The 21,533-nt window shown below is 40.7% G+C and carries 23 protein-coding genes and 1 other RNA gene; 12 read left to right on the top strand and 12 right to left on the bottom strand.

Going from position 1 to position 21,533, the window contains the following annotated elements; genetic code table 11:
* The first annotated feature begins 130 nt into the window (after positions 1-130).
* Positions 131-1,414: a sugar MFS transporter gene (locus tag LJ658_RS01875; protein ID WP_230544756.1), complete on the top strand. Its 1,284-nt coding sequence runs from the start codon at positions 131-133 to the stop codon at positions 1,412-1,414.
* Positions 1,415-1,478: 64 nt separating this feature from the next.
* Complete coding sequence (locus tag LJ658_RS01870) at positions 1,479-2,828, top strand: Gfo/Idh/MocA family protein (protein WP_230544755.1); 1,350 nt, start codon at positions 1,479-1,481, stop codon at positions 2,826-2,828.
* Between the two features lie 131 nt (positions 2,829-2,959).
* Here the strand turns inward: LJ658_RS01870 and LJ658_RS01865 are convergent, their stop codons facing one another.
* The 5 genes from LJ658_RS01865 to LJ658_RS01845 form a co-directional block, all read right to left on the bottom strand.
* Positions 2,960-3,214: a hypothetical protein gene (locus tag LJ658_RS01865; protein WP_230544754.1), complete on the bottom strand. Its 255-nt coding sequence runs from the start codon at positions 3,212-3,214 to the stop codon at positions 2,960-2,962.
* A gap of 239 nt (positions 3,215-3,453) precedes the next feature.
* Positions 3,454-3,849: a hypothetical protein gene (locus tag LJ658_RS01860; RefSeq protein WP_230544753.1), complete on the bottom strand. Its 396-nt coding sequence runs from the start codon at positions 3,847-3,849 to the stop codon at positions 3,454-3,456.
* Positions 3,824-4,504 (bottom strand): glycosyltransferase family A protein, encoded by a 681-nt coding sequence (locus LJ658_RS01855; RefSeq protein ID WP_230544752.1) that lies wholly within the window; start codon positions 4,502-4,504, stop codon positions 3,824-3,826. The genes LJ658_RS01860 and LJ658_RS01855 overlap by 26 nt, the downstream gene beginning before the upstream one ends.
* Positions 4,501-5,166 (bottom strand): glycosyltransferase family A protein, encoded by a 666-nt coding sequence (locus tag LJ658_RS01850; RefSeq protein WP_230544751.1) that lies wholly within the window; start codon positions 5,164-5,166, stop codon positions 4,501-4,503. Before LJ658_RS01850 ends, LJ658_RS01855 begins: the two co-directional genes overlap by 4 nt.
* Positions 5,167-5,176: 10 nt before the next feature.
* Positions 5,177-5,431 (bottom strand): hypothetical protein, encoded by a 255-nt coding sequence (locus LJ658_RS01845; RefSeq protein WP_230544750.1) that lies wholly within the window; start codon positions 5,429-5,431, stop codon positions 5,177-5,179.
* Between the two features lie 337 nt (positions 5,432-5,768).
* Here LJ658_RS01845 and LJ658_RS01840 point away from each other — a divergent pair, with 337 nt between their 5' ends.
* On the top strand, positions 5,769-6,353 hold the full coding sequence (locus LJ658_RS01840) for a hypothetical protein (RefSeq protein WP_230544749.1): 585 nt from the start codon (positions 5,769-5,771) through the stop codon (positions 6,351-6,353).
* A 10-nt stretch (positions 6,354-6,363) separates the two neighbouring features.
* Positions 6,364-7,077, top strand: coding sequence for a hypothetical protein (locus tag LJ658_RS01835; protein ID WP_230544748.1), 714 nt, complete (start codon positions 6,364-6,366; stop codon positions 7,075-7,077).
* A 10-nt stretch (positions 7,078-7,087) separates the two neighbouring features.
* Here the strand turns inward: LJ658_RS01835 and LJ658_RS01830 are convergent, their stop codons facing one another.
* Positions 7,088-7,795: a glycosyltransferase gene (locus LJ658_RS01830; RefSeq protein ID WP_255670390.1), complete on the bottom strand. Its 708-nt coding sequence runs from the start codon at positions 7,793-7,795 to the stop codon at positions 7,088-7,090.
* A gap of 151 nt (positions 7,796-7,946) precedes the next feature.
* On the opposite strand from LJ658_RS01830, the gene LJ658_RS01825 reads away from it, so the two are divergent.
* Positions 7,947-8,813 (top strand): glycosyltransferase family 10 domain-containing protein, encoded by an 867-nt coding sequence (locus LJ658_RS01825; RefSeq protein ID WP_230544746.1) that lies wholly within the window; start codon positions 7,947-7,949, stop codon positions 8,811-8,813.
* On the opposite strand, the gene LJ658_RS20485 is transcribed toward LJ658_RS01825, so the two are convergent.
* A complete protein-coding gene (locus tag LJ658_RS20485) occupies positions 8,810-9,232 on the bottom strand; it encodes a MauE/DoxX family redox-associated membrane protein (RefSeq protein ID WP_370632929.1) in 423 nt (140 codons plus the stop codon). The two genes, LJ658_RS01825 and LJ658_RS20485, sit on opposite strands and share 4 nt — an antisense overlap.
* An 81-nt stretch (positions 9,233-9,313) precedes the next feature.
* Complete coding sequence (locus LJ658_RS01815) at positions 9,314-9,895, bottom strand: Crp/Fnr family transcriptional regulator (protein ID WP_230544744.1); 582 nt, start codon at positions 9,893-9,895, stop codon at positions 9,314-9,316.
* Between the two features lie 393 nt (positions 9,896-10,288).
* On the opposite strand from LJ658_RS01815, the gene LJ658_RS01810 reads away from it, so the two are divergent.
* Positions 10,289-10,675 (top strand): hypothetical protein, encoded by a 387-nt coding sequence (locus tag LJ658_RS01810; protein WP_230544743.1) that lies wholly within the window; start codon positions 10,289-10,291, stop codon positions 10,673-10,675.
* Positions 10,676-10,758: 83 nt separating this feature from the next.
* Here the strand turns inward: LJ658_RS01810 and LJ658_RS01805 are convergent, their stop codons facing one another.
* Positions 10,759-11,508: a class I SAM-dependent methyltransferase gene (locus LJ658_RS01805; RefSeq protein WP_230544742.1), complete on the bottom strand. Its 750-nt coding sequence runs from the start codon at positions 11,506-11,508 to the stop codon at positions 10,759-10,761.
* Positions 11,509-11,967: 459 nt separating this feature from the next.
* On the opposite strand from LJ658_RS01805, the gene LJ658_RS01800 reads away from it, so the two are divergent.
* Both LJ658_RS01800 and LJ658_RS01795 read left to right on the top strand, forming a co-directional pair.
* Complete coding sequence (locus LJ658_RS01800) at positions 11,968-13,011, top strand: serine hydrolase (protein WP_230544741.1); 1,044 nt, start codon at positions 11,968-11,970, stop codon at positions 13,009-13,011.
* 259 nt (positions 13,012-13,270) lie between these two features.
* On the top strand, positions 13,271-13,843 hold the full coding sequence (locus LJ658_RS01795; protein WP_230544740.1) for a hypothetical protein: 573 nt from the start codon (positions 13,271-13,273) through the stop codon (positions 13,841-13,843).
* Positions 13,844-13,948: 105 nt separating this feature from the next.
* On the opposite strand, the gene ssrA is transcribed toward LJ658_RS01795, so the two are convergent.
* Positions 13,949-14,318: a transfer-messenger RNA gene (ssrA, locus tag LJ658_RS01790) on the bottom strand.
* A 163-nt stretch (positions 14,319-14,481) separates the two neighbouring features.
* On the opposite strand from ssrA, the gene LJ658_RS01785 reads away from it, so the two are divergent.
* Positions 14,482-15,396, top strand: a complete 915-nt coding sequence (locus LJ658_RS01785) for a c-type cytochrome (RefSeq protein WP_230544739.1) — start codon at positions 14,482-14,484, stop codon at positions 15,394-15,396.
* Between the two features lie 70 nt (positions 15,397-15,466).
* On the opposite strand, the gene LJ658_RS01780 is transcribed toward LJ658_RS01785, so the two are convergent.
* Both LJ658_RS01780 and LJ658_RS01775 read right to left on the bottom strand, forming a co-directional pair.
* Positions 15,467-16,693, bottom strand: coding sequence for a pyridoxal phosphate-dependent aminotransferase (locus LJ658_RS01780; RefSeq protein ID WP_230544738.1), 1,227 nt, complete (start codon positions 16,691-16,693; stop codon positions 15,467-15,469).
* Between the two features lie 147 nt (positions 16,694-16,840).
* The gene (locus LJ658_RS01775) at positions 16,841-17,245 is read right to left on the bottom strand and encodes a DUF1573 domain-containing protein (protein WP_230544737.1); all 405 of its coding nucleotides are present in this window, start codon (positions 17,243-17,245) and stop codon (positions 16,841-16,843) included.
* Positions 17,246-17,380: 135 nt separating this feature from the next.
* On the opposite strand from LJ658_RS01775, the gene LJ658_RS01770 reads away from it, so the two are divergent.
* From LJ658_RS01770 to LJ658_RS01760, 3 genes are all read left to right on the top strand, one after another.
* Positions 17,381-19,813 (top strand): thiamine pyrophosphate-dependent enzyme, encoded by a 2,433-nt coding sequence (locus tag LJ658_RS01770; protein ID WP_230544736.1) that lies wholly within the window; start codon positions 17,381-17,383, stop codon positions 19,811-19,813.
* Positions 19,814-19,914: 101 nt separating this feature from the next.
* Positions 19,915-20,496, top strand: coding sequence for a nitroreductase (locus LJ658_RS01765; RefSeq protein ID WP_230544735.1), 582 nt, complete (start codon positions 19,915-19,917; stop codon positions 20,494-20,496).
* 189 nt (positions 20,497-20,685) lie between these two features.
* Positions 20,686-21,474 carry a murein L,D-transpeptidase catalytic domain family protein gene (locus tag LJ658_RS01760; RefSeq protein WP_230544734.1) on the top strand — a complete coding sequence of 263 codons (789 nt, stop codon included), beginning with the start codon at positions 20,686-20,688 and terminating at the stop codon, positions 21,472-21,474.
* The last annotated feature ends 59 nt before the right edge of the window (positions 21,475-21,533 follow it).

The following is a 21,533-nucleotide window of genomic DNA, read 5'->3' as shown; positions in this document are numbered from 1 at the left end:
CCATAACGCTAACCCACATCAGTGAAAAAATGCGAGCTGATGTGGGTTTATTGTACGCTTAACAGGCCGCATTTTAAATTACTTTAAATATATTGGGATACTTTTAATTGATAACTAGCTTAATATTTAGATGACAACAGCTCAACTCCCGCCGCAACCGGTTAAAAAAACAGTAAATCCCATAGTCATTATCGGCGCACTCTTCTTCGTTTTTGGTTTTGTAACCTGGTTAAACGGTACGCTCATTCCATTTTTGCAGTTAGCCTGCCAGCTTAATACGTCACAGGCGTTGCTGGTAACTTCGGCCTTTTATATGGCGTATTTCTTTTTATCTATTCCATCATCACATATCCTTAAAAGAACCGGCTTCAAAAACGGAATGTCGCTTGGGTTGTTTGTTATGGCTATAGGAGCGTTAATATTTATACCGGCTGCTAATACCCGTACGTTTCCATTGTTCCTTATCGGTCTGTTTGTACAGGGTATGGGTTTGTCATTGCTGCAAACAGCATCTAATCCCTATATCGCCATTGTGGGCCCTATTGAAAGCGCTGCACAACGCATCAGCATCATGGGGATCTGTAATAAAGTTGCCGGCGCATTAAGTCCGCTAATATTAAGCGCACTGGTGCTAAAAGGGGCGCAGGGTATTGAGAACCAGCTAAAAACAATTACAGATGCGGCGCAAAAAGAGGCTTTATTGAGTCAGCTGGCCATGCGTGTAGTGTTGCCTTACATTATAATAGCTATCGTGCTAATTATGCTGGCGTTACTGATCAAATACTCATCATTGCCTGAGATCAATACCGAAAAAGACCATGTAAACGAAGATGGAGCTGTGGTGGCTTCAAAAACCAGCATATTTAAGTATCGCAATCTTAATCTGGGTGTCCTGTGTTTATTCTTATACGTAGGGGTTGAGGTTATGGCCGGAGATGTGATCGGTACCTACGGCAAATCATTGGGGATGAGCCTTGACCAAACTAAGATATTTACCTCTTATACGCTCGCGTCAATGGTGATCGGTTATATAATCGGTATTGCAACCATTCCCAAATATATCAGCCAGGAAAAAGCTTTAATGATCTCTGCTATTGTAGGTATCCTGTTTAGTATTGCCGCCTACTTTACGCATGGTTATATCAGCATTGTATTTATAGCCCTGTTGGGTTTTGCCAATTCGCTGATGTGGCCCGCTATTTTTCCGCTTGCTATTAAAGGCCTGGGTAAATATACAAAACTGGGTTCGGCCCTGCTGATCATGGGGATAGCCGGTGGCGCAGTATTACCGCAGGTATATGCTGCTTTAGCCAGATCATTACCAACGCAGCTGGCATTTTTATGCAGTATGCTGCCTTGTTACGCTTATATATTTTATTACGCTGTTTCGGGTCACAAAGACACCGCCAGATAAACTTAAAATAATTAACCAAACTATCATTCGCCTAAACGGATGAAATGTCAATTATACAATCAATATGGAAAGAAGAACATTTTTAAAACATAGCGCTATCGCAGCCGCGGGTTTTACCATACTTCCGGGCGGTAGCCTTTTTGCAGCCGAAACTCAAAAAATAAAACTAGGTTATATAGGCGTTGGCGCACGCGGCATGAGCCACGTAACCGAGGGCCTGTTGCGGGATGACGTTGAAATTGTAGCGGTATGCGATATCCAGGAAAGCTCATTAAAGATCTTCAGGGAGTTTGTAGCCGGGAAAGGGCATGCGCCTATCAAAGAATATACCGGCGGGTTGGACGCTTATAAAAAGCTGCTTGATCGTAAAGATATAGATGCAGTAATCATAGCTACCCCATGGCAGTTTCACCATTCGCAGGCTATTGATGCCATGAAGGCGGGCAAATATGTGGGCTGCGAAGTAATTGCCGGCCTTACGGTCGAAGATCACTGGGATATTGTTAATACATCCGAAAAAACCGGGATGCCTTATATGACGCTTGAAAATGTATGCTATCGCCGCGATGTTATGGCTGCCCTGAATATGGCACGCCAGGATGTTTTTGGTGAAATTGTACACCTGGAAGGCGGTTACCAGCATAACCTGCGGGGTGTATTGTTTAACAATGGCAAACAGTACTATGGCGGTGGAGTTGAATTTGGACCCGCTGCCCTAAGCGAAGCCCAGTGGCGCACCCAATTTAATATTGATGTCGACGGAGATATTTATCCAACCCATGGCGCCGGGCCTTGTATGCATTATGCCAATATTAATGCCGGAAACCGCTTCACCAATCTGGTGTCGGTTAGTTCCAAGGCCAGGGGTTTGGCGGCCTACGTTGAGGAACAGTCGCCGGGCAACAAAAATGCCAGGATCAATTATAAAAACGGCGATGTAACTACCACCATGATCAACTGTGCAAATGGTGAGACTGTATTGCTGAGCCATGACACCCATTTACCGCGTCCATACTCTCTAGGTTTTAGGGTACAGGGCACCAAGGGCCTTTGGATGGACGTTGCCAACAGTGTTTATATCGACCATAAATCAAAAGAAGATGATGCCTGGGACCCGGCGCAAACCTGGTTTGACAAGTATGACCACCCGCTATGGAAAAAATATGAAAAATTTGCTGAGGGCGCTGGCCATGGAGGTATGGACTGGTTTGTATTTAACGCTTTTGTTGAGGCTGTTAAACAAAAGAAACAAACCCCTATTGATGTTTATGATTCTGTTACCATGAGTGTGATCACACCGTTATCAACAAAATCATTAAAAGAAGGAAACGCACCGCAGGAGTTCCCGGACTTTACCCGGGGTAAATGGAAAGACAGGAAAAATACCTTTGCGTTGGACGACAGCGGATTTTAAATTATAAAGCTGACTTAATAAAAAGCTGGATAAAAAGAGCTCAATAGTAAAGAAAACTGAAAACTTTGGTAGAATAAATGACAAACAAAAAAGCTGTCTTTTTAGGGACAGCTTTTTTGTTAAAAGGGTAATTAAGCGATAGTTTTCATGTAAATATATTTCTTTGCTCCAGCAGGAATTTGTGGTTCAGGGACGCCGTTTGCCAAGCCGTTACTAATATATGTTAACAAATTATCACTTATTACTGCCGGGAACACACCACCATAAGCTGCATAAATACTGCACAAATTATAACCGGTTCTGCACGCAGGTTTAGTAGTTGCATAAAGGTAGCTTGATGGTTGGTCGTAGTCACCACCACCATAGGTATACCATGATCTTGCCATAATATTGGATTCCTTTATAAATCAAAAAGAATCAGAAAACTTTAAATTTTAAGACCTACTCTGGTTAGGGTTTTCGGTTTCCCCCTGTCGCCTGTCTCCAGACTGATTACATGTTTTGATTACCGATACTGCTGCAGACAATAAAAATATTCAAAACACGCTTAACATCTGCCCTCCGCCGGCCGCCATCGCAAAGCAAATGTTTTTAATTGCAATTAATCGCTGTACTAAATTAACACTTACTTTTGCTCTGTAACAGGGTCAAGTGTCCCATAGTCAGCGGGGAGGTTTTTTGTGGATTCTGCCCTGGTAGGGACAGGAGACATTCTGACCTCCAGTGGCACAGGAGGCGAGAGCGAAACAGGTTGTCCTTTGCCTTTTGCTAAAGCGCGGATAATATAAAAAAGCAATCCCGGCGTACTATCTATATCAGGCCGCAGCAGCGGATCATCAGGAATTGGGTCGGCAAAAATGGCATATAAATAGCATCCGTCAACGCAGTCTGGCGCCTTTTCTAACATCTCATAACTATCCGGATCGCAGATATCAAGATCGTTGTCAATAAATTTATACCATGGCATATAGTTATATAGGTTTAAATAGTTATGCTTACTCTGTTTCAGGGTTTTCAGCATTTCCCTCAAAGGTTACTTTCATAAACGGACTGGCGTTTTTTTTATCAATTGGATTTTCAAAGGTTTTCAGTGTTGTATTACGTGCATGCAGCGTTGCGATAAACCCATCCCTATAATCATGAGCATGGATTGTGGCACCTGAATTCCAGACGTAATCATAGTCTTCGCCAATTTGCAGATCTTTAAAAGGGTGTTTTTCCCAAAAAAATTTCCAATAGGCCATAGTGGCCCCAGCCAGCCAGGGGCGGCCGGGTTCGCTACCTGCGTAACTCCAGTACTTTTTTCTTAAAGGAGAGAAGAAGATAATTTCATCTAATCCGCAAATGTCAGCGCCTGATTGCTCCAGCGCATCTACTTGTTTGCTTATCCAATCATGGGCATAGTAATCATCATCATCCCAATGCATTATGATTTCCCCTTTTGCCAACTCACATGCGTAATTGCGTTTTGCTCCTATAGTGCCCAGCGGGGCAGTATAATAATATCTTATTCTGTAATGGTCTGGCAATAGGTCTCTAACAGATACCTTTCCATCGTCAATAATAATCAACTCCGCATCACGGTAATCTTGATTTAAAAAATAATCGACAGCCAGCGGGATGTATAAATCCCTGTTTGCGGTAGGCATAATGCAGGATACATATGGTGTTTTCATGATTCGGCATTTTCTGCGGCAGCGCCCTCCCAGCCTACCGGGTTTTTTTTATGTTTTGGGTTCTCTACCGGCTTGATACTGGTATTATGTTGATGCAAAAGGGCTATGAAGCCTTCCAGATAACCTAACGCAAAAGTTTTAGCGCCAGAGTTCCATACAAAGTCATAATCTTCGCCCACTTGCAGGTCCGGAAAACGATGTTGCTCCCAAAAGCTTTTTTTATAAGCCATGGTAGCTCCGCAAATCCAGGGTTTATCGGTTTCGGTATCCTCATACCTCCACCGCTTGTTTAATGCAGGCGAATAAAATACAACATTATTTAGTCCTGTAATATCTGCTCCCGAGGCATTTAATGCTTTTACCTGTCTGCTTACCCAATCATCTGCATACCAGTCATCATCATCCCAGTGAACAATTATTTCGCCTTTGGAAATTTCGCAGGCGTAGTTGCGTTTTAATCCGATCGTTCCTAAAGGTGCCGAATAAAAATATCTGATTCTCGGGTCATCCGGTATCAGATCTCTTGATGATGTTATCCCATCGTCAATAATAACCAGTTCGGTGTTGGGGTAATCCTGGCGCATAAAATAATTCAATGCAAGCGGTATGTATTTCTGCCTGTTTGCCGTAGGCATTATACATGAAACTAAAGGAAATTCCATGACCTTATAATTAATGTTTCATAAAAACAACAGTCTTATCGCGTTCTTCCGGTTGTGATATGCCAGACATCAATGCATCCGCAATAAGTTCTTTTAATTCGGCCGAAAACTCATCAGGGTGTACTCCCGTTCCATCCGCGTAGATGGAACCTATCAGTTTCCCAATACAGAATTCTGACTTTTTGTTTGTTTTGTAGTAGCATTTGGGATCAAAAGGGTCTCCATAAATATGTGCATACCAACTTTTTTTTTCATCGTTCTCCATATATTAATGATGCTTTTATAAATCAAAAAGCATTAAAAACTTTATTCCAGGCCTACTCTGTTGCAAGGTTTTCGGCTTACCCTTTTGTTATTGTTAATTAAAGTTATAGAAAAGGCTTGCTGGCATCTAGGGCCAAATGACCCGAAATCAAGTCGTTAAAAATCAATTAATCAGCGATTTTTAAAATTCGCCAAATAGTAATTGAGGAAATCCTGATAACTTTTCACGAAAGCAGCGTGCGTATCATAAGGTCAAATGTCCCCAAATTGCAAACGCGGGGAAACGACTTTACATTTTTGTTAAATTGGCTAAACAACCGATATAACCGCTAAACAATATGAGGCTGCTGGAACAAATTACCAAACATGAAATGATGCGCCGCTGGGCCATTGGCGAAGTGCATGTTGATCTCCTGTCATCAAACTCGGCCGAACTTTATAAAACATTGAAACTTTTGTTATCGCAAAAAATCGAACTTGAAAAAGAGGGGATCAACAGAGCTTTAAAGTACAGGCACCTTTGTTTAATCGATTGCATTGCCGAAGACGCCGCATGGTACCTTGCAGCATTAGATATTACTCAAAACGAATTTAACCGACTAAATACTTTAACGGTTCCTGATCTTGCCATGGTGACCAATAACACCTACAAGATCAATTACGGGGCCCATATCATCCGTCAAAATCCTGATTTAAATCCCAGGATATCTAATATTATGAATGCGCTTAGAAAAAAGCACCGGACTGTCCAACTAACGGGCATTACATTATTGGCAAAAAATGCCACCGGCCCGTTTACAATAGTCGAGGGTAATGGAAGGCTTATTAGTTTATATAATATTCTGTTTAATGAAGGCATAGCGTTGAAGTTTGCAAAGAATGATCTTCAGGTTGTGCTTGCTATATCAAATGAAGGTATTTAATTAACCTGCAATGAAAACTTATCTGGTTACTTATGGTGATAAACAATATACACATCAACGGGAACTTCTAAAAATAATGGCGGAGGTTTCCGGGTTTTTTGATGAAGTACATGTATTTACGCCACAGGATTTAGATCCGCAATTTAAGCATCATTTCAGGGATATTTTGAATTGTCCCAGGGGCGGCGGATATTGGATATGGAAGCCCTGGCTTATGCACAAAATGTTCAATGTATTGCATAATGACGATATGCTGGTTTATTGTGATGCCGGGTGTACCATCAACTCACACGGAAAAGAACGTTTTAAACAATATCTTGAACTTGTGAGTGATTCGGATACAGGATCTCTGGGCTTTGAGCTTCCACATAAAGAAATTGAATATACAAAGCAGGAAGTTATTGAGTATTTTAATGCTTCTGATGAAATTTTAAAATCAGATCAGTTGATGGCTACCTCCGTTATTTTAAAAAAATGTGGTCATGCTGATTTCCTGATAGAGAAATGGTATCAAACGTTACTTGAAAAACCATCATTGTTTACAGATGCAAAGGACCTTACTATTCAAAATAACCAATTTATTGATCATCGGCACGATCAGAGTGTTTTTAGTGTTATTAGAAAAATATATGGTTCTGAAGTAATTCCTGACGATACCTATTTTCTTGATTTTAATAAACACGGCATGCTTTCGCCTATCTGGGCTACAAGGAGAAGGGGTTAAACTCTTCCGTCTACTGCAGGCGATAATAATCTAACTTGGTTAGTTCGGCAATCTGTTTGCTAACTTTTTCATCAAGCGGAATGGAATTTAGGAAATAGAGATTAAAATGACTTTCACCCCATGTGTTATTTCCATGATAAATGTACACATACATATAAGAAGATTCAAGGATATTAAATAGCACGTTATTCATATACAAGTTAAAAACAACGGCGGTGTCTTCGCCGCGTTCTTTATCCAGATATAGTTGATTGTTGAATAACTCTTTTTCACAAAATAAAGTTCCTTCCCACATCCTGTAGGGCGAAAGATAGGCCTCTTTAGTTGTAAAATCGTAAAGCAGTATATTTAAAAATATCGAGGCTTTAAAAGCCGTATCCTTAATAGACTCATACTGATGCAGCACCCTGTCATTGTGATACCAGTCATCATCATCCCAAATGCAAATAAATTCGCCATTGGCAGCCTCAATTGCCTGGTTGCGTGCGTTACCAAGCGTTTCATCCTCATCTCGTTCCAATACAATCATTTTAGCATCAGTGATCTTCAAAACCTGGTCGATAACAGCTTTTGTTAAAATATCATTGCGTGGATAAGATAAAACCAATTCTTTGTTGGCGTAGGTTTGGTTTTCAAAACATGCTATGGCTCGTTGCAAAAGCACTGGCCTGTTACTTGTAACACAAATGCAGGAGATTAAAGGCTCGATATTGTTCATGAGATTTTGATTTGTTGCTTAAGTAAAATTAAGTGAATGATTAGGATGTAACAGGGTCAAATGTCCCGTAATCTGTAATGATGCTGGGATTTCACAGGTAGTATTTATCTTAGGCATATAGTTGGTATATAAACTATAAACTATTATGGGTATGAAAATTAAATTTTTTTCCGACTATGATCGCTCGGTGAATCTTCTGAGCCGGTTTATTGCTAATTACGACGTCTTTGATGATGAATTGACGTTTACCACAGGTAGTGATTATGATTTTGCAGTCGTTTTTAACAAAACAAACGAACCGTTAAAACATGGATCAAAAATTATTACAGTTATGCAGGAACCGACATGGAGCGATGTAAACAGAAGTAATCCTTTTTTAACCTACAGCAATTATATCATTATTCATGATCGGGCTTTGTTCGAGAACACTTTCCGGATTAGGCTTAGCGGACAAGTCATAGAAGAACCATCGTATATGTTTTACCACGATCATATCGAAAAATCTTTTTTTAACGATACTGAAACGATCACTAAAAAGAAAAAACTTTCCATTATCGTATCGTCTCTAAGTTTTGAAACGGGTAACTACGGTTTGCGTTTGAGGCTGTTGCGTAAAATACTTACGTCTGATTTGGATATTGATATTTATGGCCGGGGTTTAACGATACAGGATGATCGGTATAAAGGAGAAATTAAATTTAAACACACCGGCTTAATTCCTTATGAATATTCTATTGCCCTGGAAAACTGTAATGAGAAAAACTACGTCACCGAAAAGTTTTTCGACTGTTCTTTGTGTAACACTATCCCCATTTATAATGGGGCACCTAATATTGACGAGGTATATAACGAAAAATATTTTAAAACGATTAATGTAAACAGCCCTGACATAATTGATGAAATTAAAGATATCATAAAATATGCACCACCTGTAGCGGGCCCGGACAACAATAAAAAACGTTATTTTAACCGGTTTAATTTATATATCAGGTTAAAGGATATCATACTGAACGATTAAATACCGGGTTCAAGATAGAGCTCACATAAAATTCCGGCTAAGGATATGATAGTCAATATGATATTTACGTTTAAATGTTCCCTCCAGTTTAATTTGTTGAACAGGCCACCGCAGGCACACGGCATCCGCCTATATAATTTGAATACCGCTCCTGCAATATATAATGTAAACATGCACATTAGCAAAAACGAGCAGCACATTCCCGCTAACCTGGTTGCCGGTACCATCAAAAGAGCCACTATTGTCAACTCAATTACCGGTAATACGATAGTTAATATTTTGCCTAGCCAAGCCGGAAATGCCTGGATAGACATGGAGTCTTTAAAGTTTGAAAAATGAAATAGTTTTGATAAAGAGGCGTATAACCATAATATGATTAGTAACGCCGTAATTAGGATAATAAACGGATCTGTATTCATTGCTGTATGTTTTTTTTAACTAATCTACAGCCTTAAGTAATTTCGTTATAGGGTCAAATGTCTCGAATTTCAGATGTTTTTTTAATGTTTTCGTAATACGGCCGTACGAACGCGGTTTAACGTTTTTCGGGATACACCCAGATAGGAAGCAACCAATTCGACGGGCGTTTTCAGGATAATGTTTGGAGAATTAGTTAAAATAAGCTGATAACGTTGTTCGACGGACGTTGAAATTAAGTCGACCACTCTTTTTTCGAGAACGTAGTTAAGGCCCTCTATTTTGTTTTGAAAGTATTTAATCGTTTCGGGATATTTTTGCATTAAATTATTAAAATCATCATAGCTGATGAATGAAAGACTGCTTTTTTCTAACAATTCAATATTTAACTCAGATGGTAACTGTTTAAGAAAACTTCGAACGGGAATTACGATATCGTTTTTTTCCCAAAATAAAACCGGAATTTTTTTCCCCACTTTAACTATATGGCTCATAGCAAAGCCGTCTTCAATAAACCAGATTTTTTTACATACTTCACCTGTCCTCAAAAGAATATGATGAGTTGGAAAGGTCTTTTTCTTCACAATATTATTGAAAGAATTTTTTACCTCCTCGGTGAAAAAGTGAATTCCGAGCAACGCATCAAAAAATGGCTGATTTTCCATACTATCACACTATTTTATATCATACATCTAAATAATTTTAATTTAAAAGGCGTTTATGGTACAACGCCGGTGGCCAAAAATATCCCTCAGCACGATTGCGATGGGGGGCTATTTGTAACATTTAACTTAAACTTCAAATACCATGTCACTAAAATCATTTTAAAGGTCATATATCGAGTTTAATTAGTCTAATGCTGCTAATAATTGTTTTTTTTAGTTAATCCATTGAAACGTTTTAAGCAAAGGATATTTTTCTTAAATTGGTAGTTAATTGTATAGACATGTTGACATTTTTATGGTATTACAAAGTGTTTGAGCTATTCAGTACACGGATTTGTTTACGAACCGATACTGACGATAGCATTTATTAATAAAGTCCTAACTAATATTACTATGACCCCCACAACAGTATTTATTGTATATCATGGATTTTATGGACATATTGACGATATTGAGGCAGTGTTTGACACGATCGAGCAGGTGAATGCATTTAAAAAGCGATTTGCCAAAAACGAGCCGTTACATGTTGTTAAAAAGAAATTAAATCCAAAATTCATTTCAAATCCTCAAAAAACACCTTTTTTAATTTGTTTTAATAGCGAAAATCTAAAGCCTCTGCAGGTTACCTTGCTTTTTGAAATTGCTGATTGCAAAAAGGCGTCAAAAGATACAGTTGAAAAGAAAGGATCTTTATTTTATATTTATCTTTTTGCCAGCAACAAAACACAAGCGATAATTAATGCCCGTGACAAGCGTGACGAATTGCTTCAGCATATGTAGTGACGATTACAGTTTAGGTTATTAATTTGACGATTAAGGTTTAGGTTATTAATTGATGATTACAGTTTAGGTTTATTAATTTATTAAATAGATAACTCAAGTAATACTGAATTTCCAAAATGCGGTCTTCCCTCACTTTCGTTTGTTAATATTTTTGTTTTATAACCAAGCAAATGGGCCAGAAATTTGATTTCATCCGCGCTATAAATATAGTCCCTGGATGTTAGTTCAATAGTCTCGCGTGTACTTTGCAACTTGATGTTGAGTTTTATCGGTACTTCGGCTTCATAACTATATGGCGACCATTGAATTTTGCCGCCCGGCCAGGCGTACTGCAACTTTTCATCATAACTTGTTTGCAATTCTTCGAAATGGATTTCCGGGTTTTCAATGTAACTCATCAGTTTATTGATGTTGTGAAGCTCTATAAATATCTTGCCATTGACATTTAAAAGTTTTTTAACGTGACCAAGCAGCGTAAAAACTGCTTCGATATTTAAATTACTTAAGCCATGATATAAACAGATTACACAATCAAACAAAACATTGCCCTCACATTTCAACAATCCTTCCGGCAAGTCAGCAACAAGGTATTGGTCTGTATTTTTAAACCCGTTATCCAAAGCCAGTTGCTTCATTTCCTCACTCGAATCAATGGCCCACACATCAATATTGCCCCGTTGTGAAGCCTCAATTCCATGTAGCGCCTGCCCCGCAAATAGTTCCAGTAAATGCAAATTCGGGTTTTGACCATATGAATTTAAGATGCATTCCAGTTGTCCCTTAAAATTTCTATCATTACTCATTTTGGCGTAGTAATCAGCAAATCTCATATACAGTTCGTTTCTCATTGTTTATATGAATATTAATGCCTGGTATTAATTGGAACCGGATGTTTATTATTTCACAAAATATTAATTATTATGTATACATCATAGGGACAAATGCCCCAAAATATCTTCATTCAGAAACAGGCCAGGTACAGATATAAATTGTAATCATAAGCTTCAATAATTGCCTGTTTAATAAGCTTACCAGTTTTAAAGGCATTGACTACATTTTTGGAAACGGATATAAATATCGTATTACGTAAGTAATACGAATTTGTTACTGGTTTTATTTATACAAAGTAAATTATTTTTATATTTATTTAATATATAGTATAATATATTGCGATACCAAAGAAATCGGTAGGCTCCGGAAAATTTGAAATTGCCGCTTGATTGGTAGTAAAGCAGCGACATTTTATAAGTTGGAACGTTTTATTATTCGAGTAATCCGTTATTTGCAACATGAAAAAGTTAATCGGATTATTTTTATTGTTAATGATAACGTGTACTGCTGACGCTCAATTGGAAGAAATGACCAAAGCCGTGCGGGATGGAAATTATAAAGGAATACATAGTATCCTGGTTTCTAAAGCCGGGCAGACAATCTATGCGCAATATTTCAATGGCTATACCGCCGATTCGCTACACGACAGCCGATCATCATTCAAATCTGTGACCAGTTTGCTGTTGGGTATTGCCATCGACCAGCGCCTGATCAAAGACGTCAATGAAAAAGTATACACCTTCTTTCCGGAAGACACCGCCTTTACCCATGATCCCCTCAAGCGCATGATCACCATTAAGGATCTGCTGGAAATGCGTTCGGGATTTGATTGCGACGAATGGACCGATGATGGCAAGGATTGCGAATCTGCCATGACCCAAAGCAACGACTGGTTGAAATTCGCGCTCGCATTATCCATGAAAAATAAGCCGGGAAAGGTCTGGAACTACACCTCCTGCGACCCGATGATTGTTGGTGGTATCATCCGCAAGGCGGCAGGTATGTCGATTGTGGATTTCGCGGCTAAATACTTATTTGAGCCTATGGGTATTACGCACTACCAATGGACGGTTGACCCGGCAGGACAAGGTATGACAGCGGGCTCTTTTTATATCTTACCCGGCGATATGTTGAAAATTGGTCAAATGGTTTTAGCCAACGGATCATACAACGGCCGACAGATTATATCGGAAAGCTGGCTGAAAGTGTCAACTGCCGCATTTATCCCTATTCCTGATAACTGTTCTTTTATCAAATTCAGCCGGTCTAAAACTGCTGTTCCACAACAAACTTATTATGGTTATTACTGGTATAATGAAGTTGTCAGGAAAAAGCAAGGAGACTATCCCGTTATCTTTGCTTCGGGTAACGGGGGCCAGTACATCATGGTCATTAAGAAGATTAACATGGTAGTTGTATTCACCCAGGGCAACTATGAAAGCTGGACTGCTAAACGTGCCTTTGATATTTTAGCGACCTACATTATACCAGCGTACCAGTAAATTCCAGCGCACGGACTTGTACATAGTACTAAAGTTATAGTCAATGTGATCGACCGACGCTATTGTATTTATTCTCAGATCATAAAGAAAACAGTATCGATCCAAAGAAGTACTTGCCTTTTCCCGACAGGATATTTCGGCTATCAAGCATAGTGTCAATTTTTTATTTACAAAGTTTACATTTTAATTTACAATACAAATTCTTCAGGCTAAAGGATGTCAGGGTAGATTTGCTGAATCAATTTTAATAAGATAAGCTATGAAAAATAAAAAAAATGTTTTGTACGGTCTGGCTATCATCATGGTTGGACTAATTTATTTTCCTGTGCTGGCTCAGCAAAAAAGTGGCACTCATCGCGCGAGCTTTTCCGGCGAATGGCGAACCAAAGAGTCGATAGCTATGGACGGAAATATTGTTTGCTGCTATAACTCGGGTGACCGTATGCTGGCAAAAACAATGAAAATAACAGAGGGGGCAAATTTTTTAACCGTAGCGGTGTCAAGCTCGTTTCCGGGCACAGCTGCTGTTACCAGCCAGGAGAAACTGGGCTTCGACGGTAAAGCAGGCGAAGTTGATCATGGCCCGGGAAGAGGAAAGAAGTTTACCGTAAAGTTATCGCCTGATGGACAAACGATGACTGTTAACTCAACTGTGCAACTGATGGTTGCCACCCCTTACCATGTAAATGTTCAAAAACAAGCAGTTGTTTATGTAACAGAGGTTTGGAAGTTGAGCAATGATGGCAAGTCTATTTCTGTTCAGGCCAACGCAAAATCAACCTTAATTGGCACCGGGCGTTCATGGAAGACCGTATTTGATAAAGCCGGTTAGTATTCAAAACTTTTTTTGTATAAGTCGGACCAGTTCGGGGCTGATCCTCAAAGAAAAAGGCTGCTCTTTTTGGAGCAGCCTAATGAGTTTTTAATGATTTCTCATCTGTGGAGCCGGAGGGATTCGAACCCTCGTCCAAACATGGTACAAGATATGCTTTCTACGTGCTTAGCATCTGTTTAATTGTAGGGAAGGGGAAGGTCAGCTGCTTACCTGTACCGTCTTCCTTAGGTGTTTTGTTTCGCCTGCTATGCACACCGTTAAGCAGGCTATTTTCATTTTTCGATGCCCCTGGTGCCGATCCAATGAAACGGAAAACCGGCGGGACAAAAGCTAGCTAAATTCTAAATTAAGCAGCTAAGGCGTAGTTATTTTCGCCATTTGAAAGTTTGAACGTTCAGTTTTAAGCGCTAATTCATCCAACGCGCTGCATGCTTACATACTCATCTCCATCCTGTCAATTCCGGTCGACCCCATTTTTATGAAGTTGCACTTTGTGTCAGTACAGATTATAGAACAACAAATATACCAATTTTAAACAGCCCTGTAAAATTATGGTAAACTTTTAAAGCTCTTAAAGGTTAACTAGTTGAGCCTTATTTAATTGTTCAAACCATTTGTGTAGCGGAGGAGTTAATATGGAAAAAATAAAGTACGTAATTTGTATAGCCGCTGTGATGGTTGCGGTTATTATTAGTTGTAAAACGCGCTATACGACTACCACAACGACGAGCTTTAAGGCTACATCATCAGCCGCGAATTTTGATAGAGGTAAAGTACTGGTGTTTAGCGTTTGTGCGGGCTGCCATTATGATCGACGGATTAATAAATTTATCGGCACCCAAATTCATGATGTGCCCGGTATTGCGGGTAAGGTATTTGCTGCCAATCTTACACATTCAAAATCAAACGGGATAACTGACAAATATAGCGATGCTGAAATACGGTACCTGCTTAAAACGGGAGTTGCCCGGGATGGGCGGTTTTTAGCCTATATGTTACGCCCCAATATGGCCGATGAAGATATAAACGCCATTATTACCTACCTTCGGTCAAATGATCCTCCGCTGCGTGCTGCTGATACTACGGTAGGCATAACGCACTTCACATTTGTTGGCAAAGCTTATATGAATTTAACTGCAAAACCGGTCCCCTACAAACCGGATGTGCCAATGCCAGCAAAAAATAATAAAGTGGCAATAGGTTATTACCTGGTTGATAATTTAGGTTGTTTTCATTGCCATTCGAAAAAGCTTACCTCGTTAAATTATCTTAACCCTGATCAAACTAAAGGCTACCTGGCAGGCGGTATTAAATTTAAAGAACCAAATGGCGGCGAGGTCAAGGCATCAAACATTACTCCCGACAAAAATACAGGTATAGGCAGTTATACCGAAGAACAGTTTTCTAAGGCGATAAAAGAAGGCATTGCCCCCGAAGGTGGCAAACTCAAGGCACCAATGCCAAAATTCGCACTATTAAAAGACGAAGAAGTAAACGCGATATATGCTTATTTACAAACTGTGCCGCCCAAAAATCATAAAATAGAGTAGATCGGCAATATGAAATGTTTATAGTATCCAGAACAGCGATTATAGCCATTCTGGTTGCTATAACTATTATTTATAAGGTTGCCGCTAATAACGGGCTATCAACGGTTCGGCCGGGATATACTTTAAGCGCTTCTTCTAAGCACTTCATGGCCTTTACCAAATCGTTATTGTTTAAAACATAAGCAAGCCGTACTTCTTTTAAACCAGCGCCCGGCGTACTGTAAAACCCGGTTGCGGGGGCCATCATTACCGTTTGGTTTTCATAGCTAAACTCTTCCAGCATCCACTGGCAAAATTTGTCAGAATTATCAATAGGTAGCTGTGCCATGACATAAAAAGCACCGCCGGGGTTAGGGCAATAAACCCCTTCCATGCTATTAAGTGCGGTTACTATGGTGTTTCTGCGGGCGGTATACTCTGCTTTTACCCGGTGAAAATATTCATCGGGCGTGTCTATCGCGGCTTCGCCGGCTATTTGCTCAACCATGCCCGGGCTTAACCTTGCCTGGGCAAATTTTATAGCAGTGTTCCAAAATTTGCGGTTCTTGGTAATAATGCAACCCAAACGTGCGCCGCAGGCGCTATAACGCTTGCTAACGGTGTCAATAATGATGACATTTTCCTCCAGTCCATCCAAATGCATGGGCGATACAAAAGGCTGATCGTTATAGCAAAACTCGCGGTAAGCCTCATCGGCAAACAAATAGAGGTCATGCTTTAGCACCAATGCTTTTAATGCTTCCATTTCCTCGCGCGAATACAGGTAGCCGGTTGGGTTATTGGGGCTGCAGATAAAAATAGCACGGGTTTTATCCGTTATGGTTTTTTCAAACTCGCTGATGGGCGGCAAGGCAAAACCATTGCTGATATGGGATAATATCGGCTTAACTATAATGTCGCTCTGGCTGGCAAAACTGTTGTAGTTAGCATAAAATGGCTCGGGGACTATTACCTCATCGCCCGCGTCAAGGCAGGTCATAAACGTAATCGATATAGCTTCAGAACCGCCGGTGGTAACAATTATATCTTCGGGCGTAATGTTGTAGCCCGCTTTATTGTAATACTTGGTAAGTTGTTTGCGATAGGATAGGGTACCTTCAGAAGGTGTATATGCCCAAACTTTAAAATCAATATTTTTAACAGCTTCTATCATCCCCACGGGGGTTTCAATATCCGGCTGGCCTATGTTAAGATGATATACAGTTTTGCCATCAAGCTTGGCTTTGTCGGCAAAGGGTGTTAGTTTTCTGATAGGAGAGGCGGGCATTCGCTGCCCCTTGTGCGATATATTTGGCATTTGGCAAAAATAATAAAAAGATGATATTATGTCGACGTAATTAGTAGATAATGTATAAACAAAAAGGCCCGAAATTTTTCGGGCCTTTTGAATTTTTTGGAGACCCTTTATCTTTTTGCAGAGATATAAGGGTTAAGTCTTAAATCACTACCTGGTGCTTGGCGCGGCCGCTTTCGCTACAACTTCGCCAATAATGTTTAGGTATTTTTGTGGGGTTTTAGCATTACTGGTAACCACAATAGTTTTGTTAAATGGCGCTGCCACAGCCGCGTTATACGTAATAGTGATCTTACCGGTTGCACCTTGTTTAACAGGGGTTTTGGTATAATCAGCAATTGTACAACCGCAGGTAGGCTTTACTTCGGTTAAAATAAGCGGGTCCACACCAACGTTTACAAATGTAAATACAGTAGTAACCGGGGTGCCCTGAGGTATCTTGCCGAAGTCGTGTTTTTCTTCGTTGAATTTAAATTCAGGTTTTTGATTATCTTGTGCTGATGCGTTTAAGACAAAGCCTAAAACTACGGCGCACATTAAAATTAGCTTTTTCATGATGTATGTTTGAGTATTACAAATATAAAAGGTTTAATGTAAAATCAAAACTAATAACATAAAGTGTTTGTTTTGGTAGATGTTATACCAAATACAAAATAGATTTTTATAATTTTACACTCTAAACAAAAGCTTATGCCCGAAACTGCAAATCCTGGTACCGGTAAATTAGATCTTACTGAGCTAAGTTTTGATGATTTCAAAAATGTAGTTGTTAATGATTATCGTATAGCTTACGAAAGCAGGCAGGCCAGTCTGATAGGCCGCCGCGAGGTGCTTACGGGCAAGGCTAAGTTTGGCATATTTGGCGACGGCAAAGAAGTTGCGCAGCTAGCCATGGCCAAGGTGTTCCGCAAGGGCGACTGGCGCGCGGGCTATTACCGCGACCAAACTTTTATGTTTGCTACCGGGATGAGCAATCTTAAAGAGTTTTTTGCCCAGTTATATGCCAATCCGGATATAACAGAAGATCCGGCATCAGGCGGCAGGCAAATGAATTGTCATTATGCCACCCGCTTTATAAACGAAGACGGCAGCTGGATAAACCAGGCCGAAAGCATGAATTGCTCGGCAGATATGTCAACCACCAGCGGCCATATGCCCCGTTTACTGGGTTTGGCTTATGCCTCAAAATTATATCGTCAAAATAAAGAACTCAGTTCATCAGCTACTTTTTCAGTTAACGGTAATGAAGTAGCCTTCGGTACCATTGGCAACGGCGCAACCTCCGAAGGTTTATTTTTCGAGGTATTTAACGCAGCGGGTGTATTACAGGTGCCCATGGCAATTTCTGTTTGGGATGACGCCTACGCTATATCTGTGCCCGCAAGTATCCAGACCACCAAAGAAGATATATCCGAAATATTAAAAGGCTTTCAGCGCGAAACTGGCACAAACGGCTACGAGATCTTTAAAGTGCGTGGCTGGGACTATGTGGCGCTTTGTGAAACTTATGAACGCGCTATAGCAGTTTGCCGCGAAGAACATGTGCCCGTGCTGATACACGTTACTGAAATGACACAGCCGCAGGGGCATTCAACCTCGGGATCTCATGAGCGTTATAAAACCAAGGATCGTTTAACCTGGGAAAGTGATTATGACTGCCTGCTGCAAATGCGCAACTGGATGATAGAATCGGCTATTATAACAGAGGATGATATCTCTTTTATAGAGGACGAAGCGAAAAAATATGTGCGCGAATGCCAGCGCGAAGCCTGGAACAACCTGGGTGATAAGATAAAGGCGGATATTGATGAGGCTGTGCATTTAATAAGCCAGCTAACCCAGGTATCCGAATTAAAGAAAGAATTAGAAGAGGTTTGTTCAGAGGTATTGACCTGTGTTGACCCGGGTCGTAAAGATGCGGTAGCCGCCGCGCGTAAGGCCCTGCGGTTAACCATCCAAGAAACATCCGAAGAAAAAAATGCGCTGATTGATTGGCTGGACCGGGAAAATAATAAAAACGAGGACCGGTTTAACTCTAAACTCTTTACCGGTTCGTCATCATCCCCGTTAAAAGTTAACGTAATTGCTGCCGACTACGCAGAAGACGCGCCATCGCTTGATGGTCGTGAGATCCTGAACGCCTGCTTTGAGTCTAATTTTGAGCGCGATAAAACTATCGTGGCTTTTGGTGAGGATGTGGGCGCCATTGGTGATGTTAACCAGGGCTTTGCCGGCCTGCAAAATAAATTTGGCAACCTGCGGGTAACTGATACCGGTATTCGCGAAGCTTCTATCGTTGGTAAGGGTATGGGGCTGGCCATGCGTGGCTTAAAACCTATCGCCGAAATACAATATGTCGATTACCTGTTATATGCCATCACGGTTTTAAGTGATGACCTGGCAAGCTTAAGTTATCGTACAGCAGGTGGCCAGAAAGCGCCCGTTATTGTGCGCACCCGCGGCCACCGGTTAGAAGGTATATGGCACTCCGGCTCGCCGCTGGGGATTATATTAAACGCGCTGCGCGGATTACATATTTGCGTACCTCGTAACATGACCCAGGCTGCCGGCATGTATAATACCCTGCTGCGTGGCGACGAGCCCGCTATTGTGATTGAGTGCCTTAACGGCTATCGCTTAAAAGAAAAATTACCTGCCAACGTGGGCCAGTTCACTGTGCCGCTAGGTAAAGCCGAGATATTAAGAGAAGGACCCGATATGACGGTGGTTTCTTACGGGTCGACCCTGCGCGTGGTAATGGATGCCGCTGTTGAGCTGGAGAAATTAGGCGTTAATATTGAAGTGGTAGATCCGCAGACGCTGTATCCTTTTGATACGGATAATGTATGTGGCAGCTCTTTACAGAAAACAAATAAGCTATTGGTAGTTGATGAGGACCTTCCCGGAGCAGCATCGGCTTATATATTGCAGAAAGTGCTCGAAGCACAAAAAGGCTATTATTTGCTGGACTCGCCGCCAAGAACGTTAAGTGCCAAAGATCACCGCCCGCCTTATGGCTCGGATGGTGATTACTTTAGCAAACCGTCGGTTGACGATATTGTAGAAACTGTTTACGCAATGATGAGCGAAAGCAACCCGGCTAAATATCCGCCGATTTATTAAATTACCTTACAGGTTATGGCTGGCGGTAACGCGGCAACGTGATCATTGTTCCTTCTGATCACTCCGTCGTTGTTCCCGGCAATAACAATAAATCTATTTTTATGTCTGATACCACTTTCGCTACCTTATCAACCATTATCAAAAACAGGCGTACCATCAAGCCGTTTATGATGAATGGCCATAAAATACCGGATGAGCAGGTGCAGGCGCTATTTGAACTTGCCGATTGGGCGCCAACTCACGGGTTAACTGAGCCATGGCGCTTTGTAGTCTATGCTGATCCGTTAGAGTTTTGCCCTAAACATGCCGGGCTGTATAGAGAAAATACCAGCGCCGAAGAGTTTAACCAGGGCGTATACGACAATTTCCTGCACCAGGGTGACAAGGTTTCGCACGTTATCATCGCAGTAATGCGCCGGGGCGATCTGCCCAAAATACCAAAGTTTGAAGAGGAAGCTGCAACAGCCTGCGCAATCCAAAATATATTGCTTGGTGCAACGGCCCTGGGAATTGCATCTTTTTGGAGTACCGGGGGGATGATACTAAAACCGGCCATGAAAACGTTCTTGAATTTACGCGACGAGGATGAAGTAATGGGTGTGTTGTATTTAGGCTACACCGATGAGCAGCCGCAGGGCATCAGAAGGGTACCTTTAACTGATAAGGTTAGCTGGATTAGTTAATACCCAACTTTTTTTCTTTCTTTTCGTAGAAGCAATGGCGGGTTAATTTTTAATATAATTGCTTTGTCATGTTTTAGTTAATCGTTAATAAACTTTATTTATTGGTAATTTTTGCGTATATTTGTATAACAATTATAACAACGCACACCTGATTTTTTACCAATTTATTGAATTTAAACTCAACAAAGTATGAAAAAACATTTTTGGTGGATAAGCTGTATTTCGGTAATCCTGTTTACAAGTGTTATTGGCTGGACGCCGGTAAATGCTACAAAAAATACCACAACTTTTAACGCTGCGCCTACTGCAAAAGAACTGTTTGCACAATATGTGAACACAGTTTATCAAACAGCAGGTTTACAACAAGCGGGTTTAGATGTTAACGTATTTCAAAAAGCCTTAACCGGTTATTTAAATATCAAGTCTACCAATAAACTGGCGCAAAACAGTGATATTATCACCGTGGTTGATTTCACCAAGCCAAGCCGTGTTAAACGGATGTGGATCATAGACTTATTAAATAAACATCTTTTATTAAATACGTGGGTTGCTCATGGACAGGGAAGCGGCAATGATATGGCTACTAACTTTTCGGACGCCAATGAGTCGCATCAAAGCAGTTTAGGCTTTTACCTGGCTGATGATATCTATGTAGGCAAACACGGCCGTTCATTAAGATTAGATGGCTTAGACGCGGGCTTTAACACCAGCGCACGCGCACGTGGTATCGTAGTACATGCTGCGGATTACGTAAGTGAGTCGGCCATTGCACAACTGGGCCGGTTAGGCCGCAGCTTTGGCTGCCCTGCCGTATCACCGCAGGTGGTTGACCTGGTAATTAATACCATAAAAGGCAAGTCAGTGTTTTTTATCAACGGTAACAATCCTAACTATACTTCAAAATATTTAAACGAGAACGTATTTGCCAGCTTTACGTCGCCTGATAATTCGGACGTGGCAGATTCGGTTAAGCTTTAACGAAATAATATCAACAAAAAAAGCCGGACATTTGTCCGGCTTTTTTTGTTGATAAATAT

It is taken from the genome of Mucilaginibacter sp. UR6-11 (assembly GCF_020880695.1).
Classification (GTDB): Bacteria; Bacteroidota; Bacteroidia; order Sphingobacteriales; family Sphingobacteriaceae; genus Mucilaginibacter.
Note: the sequence above shows the minus strand (reverse complement) of the source record. Positions and strands in the feature narration are given on the sequence as shown.

Coding starts and splice junctions, on each gene's coding strand:
- LJ658_RS01875 (WP_230544756.1), top strand. CDS start 131: ATGACAACAGCTCAACTCCCGCCGCAACCGGTTAAAAAAACAGTAAAT.
- LJ658_RS01870 (WP_230544755.1), top strand. CDS start 1,479: ATGGAAAGAAGAACATTTTTAAAACATAGCGCTATCGCAGCCGCGGGT.
- LJ658_RS01865 (WP_230544754.1), bottom strand. CDS start 3,214: ATGGCAAGATCATGGTATACCTATGGTGGTGGTGACTACGACCAACCA.
- LJ658_RS01860 (WP_230544753.1), bottom strand. CDS start 3,849: ATGCTGAAAACCCTGAAACAGAGTAAGCATAACTATTTAAACCTATAT.
- LJ658_RS01855 (WP_230544752.1), bottom strand. CDS start 4,504: ATGAAAACACCATATGTATCCTGCATTATGCCTACCGCAAACAGGGAT.
- LJ658_RS01850 (WP_230544751.1), bottom strand. CDS start 5,166: ATGGAATTTCCTTTAGTTTCATGTATAATGCCTACGGCAAACAGGCAG.
- LJ658_RS01845 (WP_230544750.1), bottom strand. CDS start 5,431: ATGGAGAACGATGAAAAAAAAAGTTGGTATGCACATATTTATGGAGAC.
- LJ658_RS01840 (WP_230544749.1), top strand. CDS start 5,769: ATGAGGCTGCTGGAACAAATTACCAAACATGAAATGATGCGCCGCTGG.
- LJ658_RS01835 (WP_230544748.1), top strand. CDS start 6,364: ATGAAAACTTATCTGGTTACTTATGGTGATAAACAATATACACATCAA.
- LJ658_RS01830 (WP_255670390.1), bottom strand. CDS start 7,795: ATGAACAATATCGAGCCTTTAATCTCCTGCATTTGTGTTACAAGTAAC.
- LJ658_RS01825 (WP_230544746.1), top strand. CDS start 7,947: ATGAAAATTAAATTTTTTTCCGACTATGATCGCTCGGTGAATCTTCTG.
- LJ658_RS20485 (WP_370632929.1), bottom strand. CDS start 9,232: ATGAATACAGATCCGTTTATTATCCTAATTACGGCGTTACTAATCATA.
- LJ658_RS01815 (WP_230544744.1), bottom strand. CDS start 9,895: ATGGAAAATCAGCCATTTTTTGATGCGTTGCTCGGAATTCACTTTTTC.
- LJ658_RS01810 (WP_230544743.1), top strand. CDS start 10,289: ATGACCCCCACAACAGTATTTATTGTATATCATGGATTTTATGGACAT.
- LJ658_RS01805 (WP_230544742.1), bottom strand. CDS start 11,508: ATGAGATTTGCTGATTACTACGCCAAAATGAGTAATGATAGAAATTTT.
- LJ658_RS01800 (WP_230544741.1), top strand. CDS start 11,968: ATGAAAAAGTTAATCGGATTATTTTTATTGTTAATGATAACGTGTACT.
- LJ658_RS01795 (WP_230544740.1), top strand. CDS start 13,271: ATGAAAAATAAAAAAAATGTTTTGTACGGTCTGGCTATCATCATGGTT.
- LJ658_RS01785 (WP_230544739.1), top strand. CDS start 14,482: ATGGAAAAAATAAAGTACGTAATTTGTATAGCCGCTGTGATGGTTGCG.
- LJ658_RS01780 (WP_230544738.1), bottom strand. CDS start 16,693: ATGCCAAATATATCGCACAAGGGGCAGCGAATGCCCGCCTCTCCTATC.
- LJ658_RS01775 (WP_230544737.1), bottom strand. CDS start 17,245: ATGAAAAAGCTAATTTTAATGTGCGCCGTAGTTTTAGGCTTTGTCTTA.
- LJ658_RS01770 (WP_230544736.1), top strand. CDS start 17,381: ATGCCCGAAACTGCAAATCCTGGTACCGGTAAATTAGATCTTACTGAG.
- LJ658_RS01765 (WP_230544735.1), top strand. CDS start 19,915: ATGTCTGATACCACTTTCGCTACCTTATCAACCATTATCAAAAACAGG.
- LJ658_RS01760 (WP_230544734.1), top strand. CDS start 20,686: ATGAAAAAACATTTTTGGTGGATAAGCTGTATTTCGGTAATCCTGTTT.